Origin of the sequence: Shouchella patagoniensis, from assembly GCF_002019705.1 — a bacterium.
GTDB classification, from domain to species: domain Bacteria; phylum Bacillota; class Bacilli; order Bacillales; family Bacillaceae_D; genus Shouchella; species Shouchella patagoniensis.
This window is the reverse complement of record NZ_KV917377.1, coordinates 2,910,724-2,923,683: the sequence shown is the minus strand read 5'-3', so window position 1 is coordinate 2,923,683 and position 12,960 is coordinate 2,910,724. Positions and strand designations below refer to the sequence as shown.

At 42.7% G+C, this 12,960-nt stretch carries 14 protein-coding genes; all 14 read right to left on the bottom strand.

Annotation, left to right across the window (positions count from 1 at the left end):
• Positions 1 to 663 carry a 30S ribosomal protein S3 gene (gene rpsC / locus BK584_RS15340; protein ID WP_078393396.1) on the bottom strand — a complete coding sequence of 221 codons (663 nt, stop codon included), beginning with the start codon at positions 661 to 663 and terminating at the stop codon, positions 1 to 3.
• A 3-nt stretch (positions 664 to 666) separates the two neighbouring features.
• Positions 667 to 1,011 carry a 50S ribosomal protein L22 gene (gene rplV / locus BK584_RS15335; protein ID WP_035421314.1) on the bottom strand — a complete coding sequence of 115 codons (345 nt, stop codon included), beginning with the start codon at positions 1,009 to 1,011 and terminating at the stop codon, positions 667 to 669.
• 22 nt (positions 1,012 to 1,033) lie between these two features.
• Entirely contained in the window at positions 1,034 to 1,309 is a 276-nt protein-coding gene (rpsS, locus tag BK584_RS15330) for a 30S ribosomal protein S19 (RefSeq protein WP_035395650.1), read from the bottom strand.
• A 60-nt stretch (positions 1,310 to 1,369) separates the two neighbouring features.
• Positions 1,370 to 2,200, bottom strand: coding sequence for a 50S ribosomal protein L2 (rplB, locus tag BK584_RS15325; protein WP_078393395.1), 831 nt, complete (start codon positions 2,198 to 2,200; stop codon positions 1,370 to 1,372).
• Between the two features lie 26 nt (positions 2,201 to 2,226).
• A complete protein-coding gene (rplW, locus tag BK584_RS15320; protein ID WP_054704930.1) occupies positions 2,227 to 2,514 on the bottom strand; it encodes a 50S ribosomal protein L23 in 288 nt (95 codons plus the stop codon).
• A complete protein-coding gene (gene rplD / locus BK584_RS15315; protein WP_078393394.1) occupies positions 2,514 to 3,137 on the bottom strand; it encodes a 50S ribosomal protein L4 in 624 nt (207 codons plus the stop codon). The genes rplW and rplD overlap by 1 nt, the downstream gene beginning before the upstream one ends.
• A 24-nt stretch (positions 3,138 to 3,161) precedes the next feature.
• Positions 3,162 to 3,782, bottom strand: coding sequence for a 50S ribosomal protein L3 (rplC, locus tag BK584_RS15310; protein WP_078393393.1), 621 nt, complete (start codon positions 3,780 to 3,782; stop codon positions 3,162 to 3,164).
• A gap of 39 nt (positions 3,783 to 3,821) precedes the next feature.
• Positions 3,822 to 4,130 carry a 30S ribosomal protein S10 gene (rpsJ, locus tag BK584_RS15305; protein ID WP_035345210.1) on the bottom strand — a complete coding sequence of 103 codons (309 nt, stop codon included), beginning with the start codon at positions 4,128 to 4,130 and terminating at the stop codon, positions 3,822 to 3,824.
• A gap of 289 nt (positions 4,131 to 4,419) precedes the next feature.
• Positions 4,420 to 5,610 (bottom strand): elongation factor Tu, encoded by a 1,191-nt coding sequence (gene tuf / locus BK584_RS15300; RefSeq protein WP_078393392.1) that lies wholly within the window; start codon positions 5,608 to 5,610, stop codon positions 4,420 to 4,422.
• 120 nt (positions 5,611 to 5,730) lie between these two features.
• Positions 5,731 to 7,809, bottom strand: coding sequence for an elongation factor G (gene fusA / locus BK584_RS15295; RefSeq protein ID WP_078393391.1), 2,079 nt, complete (start codon positions 7,807 to 7,809; stop codon positions 5,731 to 5,733).
• A 38-nt stretch (positions 7,810 to 7,847) separates the two neighbouring features.
• On the bottom strand, positions 7,848 to 8,318 hold the full coding sequence (gene rpsG, locus BK584_RS15290) for a 30S ribosomal protein S7 (protein WP_078393390.1): 471 nt from the start codon (positions 8,316 to 8,318) through the stop codon (positions 7,848 to 7,850).
• A 40-nt stretch (positions 8,319 to 8,358) separates the two neighbouring features.
• The gene (rpsL, locus tag BK584_RS15285; protein WP_054704918.1) at positions 8,359 to 8,778 is read right to left on the bottom strand and encodes a 30S ribosomal protein S12; all 420 of its coding nucleotides are present in this window, start codon (positions 8,776 to 8,778) and stop codon (positions 8,359 to 8,361) included.
• 104 nt (positions 8,779 to 8,882) lie between these two features.
• Entirely contained in the window at positions 8,883 to 9,131 is a 249-nt protein-coding gene (locus BK584_RS15280; protein WP_078393389.1) for a 50S ribosomal protein L7ae-like protein, read from the bottom strand.
• A gap of 98 nt (positions 9,132 to 9,229) precedes the next feature.
• Positions 9,230 to 12,850, bottom strand: coding sequence for a DNA-directed RNA polymerase subunit beta' (rpoC, locus tag BK584_RS15275; RefSeq protein ID WP_078393388.1), 3,621 nt, complete (start codon positions 12,848 to 12,850; stop codon positions 9,230 to 9,232).
• Positions 12,851 to 12,960 lie beyond the last annotated feature (110 nt).

Genomic DNA, 12,960 nt, shown 5'->3' with positions numbered 1-12,960 from the left:
TTAGTTGCCTCCTTCCTCTTTGTTCGTTCCTTTCGTTGGAAGGACTTCACCACGGTAAATCCAAATTTTAACACCAATTTTACCGTATGTTGTATCAGCTTCTGCTGTACCATAATCGATATCAGCACGAAGTGTGTGAAGTGGAACAGTTCCTTCGCTATAGTGCTCTGCACGAGCAATATCCGCGCCACCAAGGCGTCCAGATACTTGTGTTTTAATTCCTTTTGCGCCAGAACGCATAGTACGTTGAATCGCTTGCTTCATCGCACGACGGAATGAAATACGATTTTCTAATTGACGAGCAATATTTTCAGCAACAAGTTTAGCATCCATATCAGCTAGCTTGATTTCTGAGATATTAATGTGTACGCGTTTGCCAGTAAGATCATTAAGAGACTTACGTAGTGCTTCAACTTCTGAACCGCCTTTTCCGATCACCATTCCTGGCTTGGCAGTAGAAATTGTGATATTCACACGGTTTGCAGCGCGTTCGATTTCTACTTTAGACACAGATGCGTCTTTCAAACGACCTTCAACATGCTTACGGATCGCGATGTCTTCATGTAGTAAATCTGCATAGTCTTTTTTACTAGCAAACCACTTAGAATCCCAATCACGAATGACGCCGACACGTAGTCCGACCGGATTTACTTTTTGACCCATGTGTTATCCCTCCTTCTTTTCTGTTACAACCAATGTAATATGGCTCGTACGTTTGTTAATCCGGCTAGCACGACCTTGTGCACGCGGACGGAAACGTTTAAGCGTAACGCCTTCGTCAACGAAAGCTTCTGAAATAACGAGATTATTTGGCTCCATTTCGTAGTTGTGTTCTGCATTCGCAATTGCTGAATTTAGAAGCTTTTCAACTACTGGAGAAGCTGATTTAGGTGTATGCTTTAAGATAGCGATGGCTTCACCGACTTGTTTGCCACGAATTAGATCGATCACAAGACGGACTTTACGAGGCGCAATGCGAACTTGTTTCGCTACAGCTTTAGCTTGTTCCATGAGAGATGTCCTCCTTTCTTACTTAACGTCTTGTTTTCTTATCAGCGGCATGCCCTTTGTACGTACGAGTAGGAGCAAATTCGCCAAGCTTGTGTCCAACCATATCTTCAGAAACATAAACTGGTACATGCTTGCGGCCATCATATACTGCAAACGTGTGGCCAATAAAGTCAGGGAAGATTGTAGAACGACGAGACCAAGTCTTAACAACTTTCTTGTCGTTTGTTTCGTTCAACGCTTCAACTTTCTTCATCAAATGACCATCGACGAAAGGTCCTTTTTTCAAACTGCGGCCCATGTGAGTGCCTCCCTTCGAGATTCGTCCACGGCCCTACTTGAGAACCGTAGCCAAACCACGTTATTTTTTACGACGACGTACAATGTACTTGTCGGATTGCTTGTTCTTCTTACGTGTTTTGAAACCAAGTGTTGGTTTACCCCATGGAGACATAGGTGACGGACGGCCAATTGGCGCTTTACCTTCACCACCACCGTGTGGGTGATCATTCGGGTTCATTACAGAACCACGTACTGTTGGGCGAATGCCTTTCCAGCGTGAACGACCTGCTTTACCAATGCTGATTAACTCATGTTCAACATTTCCAACTTGACCAATTGTAGCGCGGCAAGTAGATAGGATGTAACGAGTTTCACCAGAATTTAAACGAACAAGAACATATTGACCTTCTTTACCAAGAAGTTGTGCTTCTGTTCCAGCAGAACGAACTAGCTGTCCGCCTTTACCAGGACGAAGTTCAATATTGTGGATTACTGTACCAACTGGAATGTTGATAAGTGGAAGAGCGTTACCTGCTTTAATATCTGCTTCTGCACCAGACTCGATTACAGTACCTACTGTAAGTCCTTTTGGAGCAAGAATGTAACGTTTTTCACCATCAGCATAGTTGATTAATGCGATATTCGCAGACCGGTTTGGATCATATTCGATCGTAGCAACGCGACCTGGAATTCCATCTTTATTACGCTTAAAGTCAATGATACGGTATTGACGCTTGTGACCGCCACCTTGATGACGAACAGTTAGACGACCTTGGTTGTTACGTCCGCCTTTATTGTGTAACGGCGCTAGTAACGACTTTTCCGGTTTATCTGTAGTCAACTCAGCGAAGTCAGATCCGCTCATATTACGACGACCGGCACTGGTCGGTTTATACTTTTTAATAGCCATGTGTGATTCCCTCCTTCTCTTGTTTCTTACGCTTCAAAGAAGTCTAGTTCTTTGCTATCCGCAGAGAGCTGGACAATCGCTTTTTTGCGCTTCGGAGTAAATCCAGTATAGCGTCCAAAACGCTTGGATTTACCTTTATAATTTACAGTATTAACGCTATCGACTTTCACTTCGAAAATCTCTTCAATAGCATCTTTGATTTGAGTTTTGTTCGCGCGAACGTCAACGTCAAATGTATACTTTTTTAGTTCCATCAAGTCAGCAGACTTCTCAGTGATGACAGGGCGCTTAATGATATCACGTGCGTTTGACATTACGCAAGCACCTCCTCTACCTTTTCGACTGCGTCTTTTGTGATGACAAGCTTATCATGCTTAAGCAAGTCTAAAACGTTTACGCTGTCGGCTGTAAGGAACGTAACTCCTGGCAAGTTGCGTGCAGACAATGCGACATTTTCGTTGTAATCTGCTGTCACAACAAGAGCCTTAGAGTCTACAGAAAGACTTGCAAGTACGTCCTTCATTGTTTTTGTTTTGATTGCTTCGAATTGTAAGCTATCAAGAACAACTAATTCTGAACCTTGTACTTTAGAAGACAAAGCAGACTTAATCGCTAGACGGCGAACTTTTTTCGGAAGCTTGAAGCTGTAACTGCGTGGTGTTGGTCCAAATACAACGCCACCGCCAACCCATTGTGGGGAACGGATAGAACCTTGACGAGCACGTCCAGTTCCTTTTTGACGCCATGGCTTTCTTCCACCGCCACGAACTTCAGAACGACCTTTAGTTTTGTGTGTACCTTGACGAAGAGATGCTTGCTGCATCACGACTGCATCGTGAAGGACGCTTTTGTTTGGCTCAATTCCAAAGACTGCATCAGCAAGTTCAATATCTCCTACTTGTGAACCTGTTTGATTAAAAACTGTTACTTTCGGCATTCGAATGGCCTCCTTTCTATAACGTTACGCTTTAACTGCAGATTGTACAGTTACATAGCTTTTCTTAGCACCTGGAACATTTCCTTTAACGAGAAGCAAGTTGCGTTCTTCGTCAACACGAACGATTTCAAGGTTTTGCATCGTGATTTGCTCTCCACCCATGCGTCCAGGAAGAAGTTTTCCTTTAAATACGCGGTTTGGCGCTACAGGTCCCATTGAACCTGGGCGACGGTGGTAACGAGAACCGTGGGACATTGGTCCACGAGATTGGTTGTGGCGCTTAATTGCACCTTGGAAACCTTTCCCTTTAGAAATCCCTGTCACATCAACGATATCTCCTGCTGCAAATGTTGTTACGTTAATCGCTTGACCTACTTCTACCTCGTCAAGATTAACGTCACGGATTTCCTTAATGAAGCGCTTAGGAGCCGTTTCTGCTTTAGCAGCGTGGCCTGTTTCTGGTTTGTTTGGTTTTTTTGCATCTGCAAAACCGATTTGCATTGCTTCATAGCCATCAGATTCAACTGATTTCTTTTGAAGTACAACGTTTGGTTCTGCCTCAATAACCGTTACTGGGATGACTTCACCGTTTTCAGCGAAAACTTGAGTCATACCTATTTTTCTACCTAAGATTCCTTTGGTCATCCGTTACACCTCCTACTAAATGTTAGATTTATATAGTTCTTACAGTTTAATTTCAATGTCAACGCCAGACGGTAGATCCAAACGCATAAGCGCATCCACAGTTTGTGGTGTTGGATTTACAATATCGATAAGACGTTTATGCGTACGCATTTCGAACTGTTCACGAGAATCTTTATACTTGTGAACCGCACGAAGTACTGTGTATACAGACTTCTCAGTTGGAAGCGGAATCGGTCCTGATACGCTCGCACCTGAACGTTTTGCCGTTTCTACAATCTTCTCAGCCGACTGATCTAGCACGCGGTGATCATACGCTTTTAAACGAATACGAATCTTTTGCTTTGCCATGATAGCCCTCCTTTATCGTCCATTTTTAAAATAGACATACTCCGTGGAAATTTCCTCACCCTCCCATGGCAAAGGGGCCGGGTGTGTCAGCAACCTTCCACATCATCGCTGTCAGACGTGCACAATCCTCATTCGTTTCACTTTTGTATAAATACATAAAGAAACGCACCTATCGGGGCACACTCATACTATTATATAGACTCCTATCTATGAATGCAAGAGTTTATTTAAAAAACAAAAGAAAAAGAAGACGATTTGAAAACCGCCTTCTTTTTTTATAAGCTAATGCTTATTTTTGAATTGTAGCTACAACGCCGGCGCCTACAGTACGGCCACCTTCACGGATTGAGAATTTAGTACCTTCTTCAATCGCGATTGGAGCGATAAGCTCAATTGTCATTTCAATGTTATCACCAGGCATAACCATTTCTGTACCTTCAGGTAATTGGCAGATACCAGTTACGTCAGTTGTACGGAAATAGAATTGTGGACGATAGTTAGAGAAGAATGGAGTGTGACGTCCACCCTCTTCTTTTGAAAGAACATAAACTTCAGCTTTGAAGTTTGTGTGTGGAGTGATTGTACCTGGCTTAGCAAGTACTTGTCCACGTTGGATATCTTCACGTGCTACTCCACGAAGAAGAGCTCCAATGTTGTCGCCAGCTTCAGCATAGTCAAGAAGCTTACGGAACATCTCAACACCTGTTACAGTTGTTGATTTTTTCTCTTCGTGGATTCCAAGAATTTCGATTGTGTCACCAACGTTAAGTTGACCACGCTCTACACGACCAGTTGCAACTGTTCCACGACCAGTGATTGAGAATACATCCTCAACAGGCATCATGAAAGGCTTATCTTTGTCGCGCTCTGGAGTTGGGATATACTCATCAACTGCGTTCATTAGTTCGATGATTTTTTCTTCCCACTCAGCATCGCCTTGAAGAGCTTTAAGAGCAGAACCTTGGATAACTGGAATGTCATCACCAGGGAAGTCATACTCAGAAAGAAGATCACGTACTTCCATTTCTACTAGTTCAAGTAGTTCTTCGTCATCTACCATGTCACATTTGTTCATGAATACAACAAGGTAAGGTACGCCTACTTGACGAGAAAGAAGAATGTGCTCACGAGTTTGTGGCATTGGGCCATCAGCAGCAGATACTACTAAGATACCACCATCCATTTGTGCAGCACCTGTGATCATGTTTTTAACATAGTCAGCGTGTCCTGGGCAGTCAACGTGAGCATAGTGACGAGTGTCAGTTTCATACTCTACGTGAGAAGTTGAGATTGTGATTCCACGTTCGCGCTCTTCAGGAGCACCATCGATTGCGTCAAACGCCATTGCTTGACCTTTACCAGAACGCTTAGCAAGTACAGTTGTAATTGCAGCAGTTAAAGTTGTTTTACCATGGTCAACGTGTCCAATTGTACCAATATTGGCATGTGTTTTGGAGCGGTCGAATTTTTCTTTTGCCATGATTCATTTCCTCCCTTAAATACGGTTATAGTTTATATCAATAAGAAAGGTGGCTGGTTTGTATCAGCCAATTCCTTCCCTAGCTTACAACAAAATATCATTCAAAACAAATAGGAACAATTAAGCACCCGTTTGTTTTTTAATGATTTCTTCAGATACACTTTTTGGTACTTCTTCATAATGATCAAAGAACATAGAGTATGTTCCGCGACCTTGTGTACGAGAACGAAGACTTGTAGCATATCCAAACATTTCAGCAAGCGGTACAAATGCCTTAACAATTTGTGCGTTACCGCGAGCTTCCATACCTTCAACACGTCCACGACGAGCTGTTACATCACCCATAATGTCTCCCATGTATTCCTCAGGAATCACGATTTCAACTTTCATCAATGGTTCAAGAAGAACTGGACTACATTTAGATTTTGCATTTTTAAGTGCCATTGAAGCGGCAATTTTAAATGCCATCTCGGATGAATCGACATCATGGTAAGATCCATCGTAAAGCTTCGCTTTAAGGTCAATAACAGGGTAACCTGCAATCATACCATTATCAAGAGCTTCTTCAATCCCAGCTTCTACTGATGAGATATATTCACGAGGAACAGCCCCACCAACGATAGCATTTTCGAATTCAAAGCCAGCGCCTTCTTCGTTTGGAGAGAACTCAACCCAAACGTGTCCGAACTGACCACGACCACCAGATTGACGAACAAATTTACCTTCAACTTTTGCTGATGAACGAATTGTTTCACGGTAAGAAACCTGTGGAGCTCCCACGTTTGCTTCTACTTTAAACTCACGTTTCATACGGTCAACGAGGATATCAAGGTGAAGTTCACCCATACCACCGATGATTGTTTGACCCGTTTCTTCATCTGTATGCGTTTTGAAAGTTGGATCCTCTTCTGCTAGTTTAGCAAGAGCGATACCCATTTTATCTTGGTCTGCTTTTGACTTTGGTTCAACAGACAAGTGAATAACAGGCTCTGGGAACTGCATGGATTCTAAGATTACAAGGCTCTTTTCATCACATAGAGTATCTCCAGTAGTTGTATCTTTTAAACCAACTGCAGCGGCAATGTCACCAGAGTAAACCGTAGAGATTTCCTCACGTGAATTGGCGTGCATTTGAAGGATACGACCTACACGTTCGCGCTTGTCTTTCGTTGCATTACGCACGTAAGAACCAGAGTTGAGTGTACCAGAGTAAACACGGAAGAATGTAAGTTTCCCTACAAAAGGATCCGTCATTACTTTAAATGCAAGTGCCGAGAACGGCTGGTCATCACCAGGCTCACGTGTAACTTCTTCTTCACTGTCAGGAACATGACCACGAATAGCTGCTACATCAAGCGGTGATGGAAGGTAAGCAAGTACTGCATCTAGAAGTGCTTGAACCCCTTTGTTTTTGAAAGCAGAACCACAAATTACAGGATAGAACTCAACGTTACATGTTCCTTGACGGATTGCAGTTTTAAGTTCTTCTTTTGTTAGCTCTTCACCTTCAAGATACTTCATCATGAGTTCTTCGTCTAGTTCCGCTACAGCTTCAACTAGAGATTCACGCATTTTTGTTGCTTGTTCTTGATATTCTGAAGGAATATCAGTTGTTTCCCACTCTTGTCCAAGGTCATCCTTAGAAATATGAGCATCCATCTCGATTAAGTCAATGAATCCAGTGAATTCATCTTCCGCTCCGATAGGCAACTGAATTGGGTGCGCGTTTGCTTGTAAACGATCACGCAAAGTTCCTACTGAATACATAAAGTCCGCACCCGTTTTATCCATTTTATTAACGAATACAATACGAGGTACGCCATATGTTGTTGCTTGACGCCATACTGTTTCTGTTTGCGGTTCAACACCTGATTGTGCATCTAGTACCGCTACAGCCCCATCAAGTACACGTAAAGAACGTTCAACTTCAACTGTAAAGTCTACGTGTCCAGGTGTATCAATGATATTGATACGGTGATCTTTCCATTGAGCTGTTGTTGCAGCAGATGTGATTGTAATACCACGCTCTTGCTCTTGCGCCATCCAGTCCATTTGAGAAGCACCTTCGTGTGTTTCACCAATCTTATGCACACGACCTGTGTAGAACAAAATACGTTCCGTTGCCGTCGTTTTACCGGCATCAATGTGAGCCATGATGCCGATATTACGCGTATCTTTTAAGGAGAATTCTCTTGCCATAGGTTCGTTCTCCTTTCTCTATTAGGTAATAATCGTTCCTACCAACGGTAGTGAGCAAACGCTTTGTTTGCTTCTGCCATTTTATGCGTATCTTCACGTTTCTTAACCGCAGAACCAGTGTTGTTAGCTGCATCAAGAATTTCGTTAGCAAGACGTTCTTCCATTGTCTTTTCGCCACGAAGACGTGCGTAGTTTACCAACCAACGTAGACCAAGTGTCGTACGACGATCTGGTTTAACTTCGATCGGCACTTGATAGTTCGAACCACCAACACGGCGAGCTTTAACTTCAAGTACAGGCATGATGTTTTTCAATGCTTGATCAAAAACTTCCATTGGATCGTTTCCACTGCGCTGTTTTACAAGTTCAAATGCATTATAAAGAATTGTTTGTGCAGTTCCGCGCTTCCCGTCAACCATAATACGGTTAATGAGGCGGGTAACAAGTTTAGAATTGTAAATTGGATCAGGCAATACGTCACGACGTTCAACAGGACCTTTACGAGGCATGTGTCCCCCTCCTTTCAACATTTATCCTTATTAGGATTTATTATTTTTTCTCTTTTGGTCTTTTTGTTCCATATTTAGAACGACCTTGCATACGGTTTTGAACACCCGCTGTATCAAGTGCACCACGAACGATGTGGTAACGCACCCCCGGTAAATCTTTTACACGACCGCCACGGATAAGAACAACGCTGTGCTCTTGTAAGTTATGGCCGATTCCTGGGATGTATGCAGTTACCTCAATTGAGTTCGTCAAACGTACACGAGCATATTTACGAAGAGCCGAGTTCGGTTTCTTCGGAGTCATTGTACCAACACGAGTACAAACACCGCGCTTCTGTGGTGAAGACACATTTGTTTGAGCTTTTTTGAAGCTGTTATACCCTTTGTTAAGTGCTGGTGAATCAGACTTTTTAATTTTGTCTACGCGACCTTTACGAATTAATTGGTTAATAGTAGGCATGTTATTTAGTTCCTCCCTTCCACTTTTTTAAGACCACTGATCCAGGTGGTTCATGTTTAGGTAAAAGAATAGTTTGTTTTGCGTAACCAGCAAAACAAAACTCCTTATTTCCTTAACGCCACAGTGGCTGCGCCAACTTCGATTCCACAAGCTTTTCCAAGCCGTTTCATCGAATCGACATACACGACCGTAACATCTGTATGCTTCGCAGCATCAAGTGCTTCTTGCGTAATACGCAAATCAGCGTCTTTTGCTACGTATAGCTCTTTCACTAGACGAGCGTGCAATGCTTTTAGTGTCTGTTTTTTTCCGATAATCGGATTTCTTGCCTGTTCTACTTTTTCATAAGACATAATCCATCCTCCAAAGCAGCAGACCGTCAGGCACACTTTGATATAGTATCACCGTAAGATAGGCTGTGTCAACAGCCTATCTCGGTGAAAGTTATAAATTATTCTTGAACAAGAACTTCTTCCGGCTTATTCGCCTCTTCTTGCTCTGCTTTTTCATCATGAGATGAGTGAATGCCCAAGTTCTTATAACGTTGTAGTCCCGTACCGGCTGGAACGAGCTTACCGATAATTACGTTCTCTTTCAAACCAAGCAACTCATCGCGTTTTCCTTTTATTGCTGCATCTGTTAGGACACGAGTTGTCTCCTGGAACGATGCTGCTGACAAGAAGGAATCCGTTTCAAGTGATGCTTTTGTAATTCCGAGAAGTACCGGACGACCAGTAGCTGGACGGGTGTTATCAAGCAACACTTTACTATTTGCGTCATTGAACTTTTGAATTTCAACGAGTGATCCTGGCAATACTCCTGTATCTCCTGCATCAACAACACGAATTTTACGAAGCATTTGGCGAACCATTACTTCTACGTGTTTATCGCCAATTTCTACCCCTTGCAGACGGTAAACTTTTTGTACTTCGCGAAGAAGATACTCTTGTACTCCGCCCATGCCTGTTACTTTTAATAATTCTTTCGGATCAATCGAACCTTCTGTAAGTGTTTGGCCAGCAATAACTTTGTCGCCGGCTACTACTTTGAGACGTGAACCATAAGGAATGGCATAATTTTTTGTTTCAAGCGCATTTTGAATGGTAACTTCACGTTTGTCACCATCTTTTACATCAATGATGTCTCCATCAATTTCGGTAATCGTCGCTTGACCTTTTGGATTTCTCGCTTCAAACAACTCTTGGATACGCGGAAGACCTTGTGTAATATCATCTCCGGCAACCCCACCTGTGTGGAATGTACGCATCGTAAGCTGTGTTCCTGGCTCACCAATTGATTGGGCGGCAATAATACCAACCGCTTCACCAACTTCAACGTCACTTCCAGTAGCAAGGTTACGTCCATAACATGCTTTACATACACCATGACGGGTATTACACGTGAAGACAGAACGAATTGTAACTGCTTCAACACCAGCATCAACGATTTGTTTAGCAATATCTTCATCCATTAAATCACCACGGCCAATTAGCACAGCATTTGTTTCTGGATGGCGGACCGTTTTAAATGCAACACGGCCAACAAGACGATCATAAAGGTTCTCAATTGTCTCAGTGCCCTCTTTGATTGCTGCTACTTCAAGGCCACGATCAGTTCCACAATCGTTTTCACGAACGATAACGTCCTGAGCAACATCAACAAGACGACGCGTCAAGTAACCTGAGTCAGCTGTTTTCAATGCTGTATCGGCAAGACCTTTACGCGCTCCGTGAGTGGAGATAAAGTACTCAAGTACTGTAAGACCTTCACGGAAACTTGATTTGATTGGAAGTTCAATAATACGACCAGACGGGTTGGCCATCAATCCACGCATACCAGCTAGCTGCGTAAAGTTTGATGCATTACCACGCGCTCCAGAATCACTCATCATAAAGATTGGGTTGCGTTCATCAAGCGTACCCATTAATTTACTTTGAATCACATCTTTCGCTTCACTCCAGATAGAGATAACACGATCATAACGTTCTTCTTCCGTAATTAAACCACGACGGAATTGCTTAACGATACGCTCTACTTTCTTATCTGCATCTTCAAGAATTTCCTTTTTCTCCGAAAGAACGACGATATCAGAAACCCCTACAGTAATACCAGCTTTCGTTGAATAAGTAAATCCTAAGTCCTTCATACGGTCAAGCATTTTTGATGTCTCGGTAATCTTAAATTTCTTAAAGACTTCCGATATAACGTTTCCGAGGAACCCTTTTTTAAATGGAGCTACAATCGGACGTTCTCTAAACAGTGTTTTTACATCTGTATTACTTGGAACCATATAACGATCCGGTGTTTCTACTTCCAGATTCGAGTTTGTTGGCTCATTCATATAAGGGAATGAGTCTGGCATAATCTCATTAAATAGAAGTTTTCCAACAGTTGTTAGAAGTAACATATCCTGCTGCTCTTCTTTAAATGTAGGCTTATTTAATGATGCTACCGGAACAGCGATACGCGTATGCAAGTGCACATATCCATTTTGGTAAGCAATCAATGCTTCATTGATATCTTTAAACACAGAACCTTCTCCACGAGCCTCGGCGTTTTCCATCGTTAGATAGTAGTTACCAAGTACCATATCTTGTGATGGTGTAACAACAGGCTTACCATCTTTCGGGTTCAGAATGTTTTGTGCTGCAAGCATTAAAATACGTGCTTCTGCTTGTGCTTCTGCAGATAAAGGTACGTGAACAGCCATTTGGTCACCATCAAAGTCGGCGTTGTATGCCGTACAAACGAGTGGGTGAAGTTTAATTGCCCGACCTTCTACAAGAATTGGTTCAAATGCTTGGATACCAAGGCGGTGAAGTGTTGGTGCACGGTTCAATAGAACCGGGTGCTCACGGATAACTTCTTCAAGTACATCCCAAACATCAGGTTGAACGCGCTCAACTTTACGTTTCGCACTCTTAATATTATGAGCAAGGCCTTTTGAGACAAGTTCTTTCATGACAAACGGCTTAAACAATTCAAGTGCCATTTCCTTAGGAAGTCCACATTGATACATTTTCAAGTTCGGACCTACAACAATTACAGAACGACCAGAGTAGTCAACACGTTTACCAAGTAGATTTTGACGGAAACGACCTTGTTTCCCTTTTAACATATGAGAAAGTGATTTTAATGGGCGGTTACCCGGTCCTGTAACAGGACGTCCGCGACGACCATTATCAATCAACGCATCTACAGCTTCTTGAAGCATACGTTTCTCATTTTGCACAATAATATTTGGAGCTCCTAGATCAAGTAGACGCTTCAAACGATTATTTCTGTTAATTACTCGGCGATAGAGGTCATTCAAATCAGAAGTCGCAAAACGACCACCATCAAGCTGGACCATTGGACGAAGTTCAGGAGGTATAACCGGAAGAACATCTAAAACCATCCAAGACGGACCATTTCCTGAATTACGGAATGCTTCAAGCACTTCAAGGCGCTTAATCGCACGAGTACGGCGTTGTCCTTGAGCAGTCTCTAACTCTTCTTTTAAACCATTAACTTCTTTAGGTAAGTCAATATCTGCAAGTAATTTACGAATCGCTTCCGCACCCATAGATGCAGTAAACGTACGACCATACTTATCATAATAAGCACGGTATTCCTTTTCTGATAGCAACTGCTTTTTCTCAAGCGGAGTATCACCTGGCTCTGTCACCACGTAAGAAGCAAAATAAATAACTTCTTCCAATGAACGAGGCGACATATCTAGCACAAGACCCATACGACTTGGAATACCTTTAAAGTACCAAATGTGCGAAACAGGAGCAGCTAGTTCGATATGACCCATGCGCTCACGGCGCACTTTCGCTCGTGTTACTTCAACGCCACAACGGTCACAAACAACACCCTTATAACGAACACGTTTATATTTCCCACAATGACATTCCCAGTCTTTTTGCGGACCAAAAATTCGTTCGCAAAACAGACCATCTTTTTCCGGCTTTAATGTACGATAATTAATCGTTTCCGGTTTCTTGACTTCCCCACGAGACCAAGAACGGATTTTGTTTGGTGATGCCAAACCAATTTTCATGTATTCAAAGTTGTTTACATCGATCAAGGGGCCAACCTCCCTTATGATTTCCACTAATGTGGCTTCGCGATCTTTCGCGCTAAACTTGCTATCTTAAGACGGGCAAGGGGAAGAAACAGATGCTTCTCCCCTCAGCC

Excerpts from the sequence above, each read along its gene's own strand:
- rplV (WP_035421314.1), bottom strand. The coding sequence starts at position 1,011 with ATGGAACAAGCTAAAGCTGTAGCGAAACAAGTTCGCATTGCGCCTCGT.
- rplW (WP_054704930.1), bottom strand. The coding sequence starts at position 2,514 with ATGTCAAACGCACGTGATATCATTAAGCGCCCTGTCATCACTGAGAAG.
- rpsS (WP_035395650.1), bottom strand. The coding sequence starts at position 1,309 with ATGGGCCGCAGTTTGAAAAAAGGACCTTTCGTCGATGGTCATTTGATG.
- rplC (WP_078393393.1), bottom strand. The coding sequence starts at position 3,782 with ATGACCAAAGGAATCTTAGGTAGAAAAATAGGTATGACTCAAGTTTTC.
- rpsL (WP_054704918.1), bottom strand. The coding sequence starts at position 8,778 with ATGCCTACTATTAACCAATTAATTCGTAAAGGTCGCGTAGACAAAATT.
- rpsC (WP_078393396.1), bottom strand. The coding sequence starts at position 663 with ATGGGTCAAAAAGTAAATCCGGTCGGACTACGTGTCGGCGTCATTCGT.
- BK584_RS15280 (WP_078393389.1), bottom strand. The coding sequence starts at position 9,131 with ATGTCTTATGAAAAAGTAGAACAGGCAAGAAATCCGATTATCGGAAAA.
- fusA (WP_078393391.1), bottom strand. The coding sequence starts at position 7,809 with ATGGCAAGAGAATTCTCCTTAAAAGATACGCGTAATATCGGCATCATG.
- tuf (WP_078393392.1), bottom strand. The coding sequence starts at position 5,610 with ATGGCAAAAGAAAAATTCGACCGCTCCAAAACACATGCCAATATTGGT.
- rpsJ (WP_035345210.1), bottom strand. The coding sequence starts at position 4,130 with ATGGCAAAGCAAAAGATTCGTATTCGTTTAAAAGCGTATGATCACCGC.
- rplB (WP_078393395.1), bottom strand. The coding sequence starts at position 2,200 with ATGGCTATTAAAAAGTATAAACCGACCAGTGCCGGTCGTCGTAATATG.
- rpsG (WP_078393390.1), bottom strand. The coding sequence starts at position 8,318 with ATGCCTCGTAAAGGTCCTGTTGAACGTCGTGACGTATTGCCTGATCCA.
- rplD (WP_078393394.1), bottom strand. The coding sequence starts at position 3,137 with ATGCCGAAAGTAACAGTTTTTAATCAAACAGGTTCACAAGTAGGAGAT.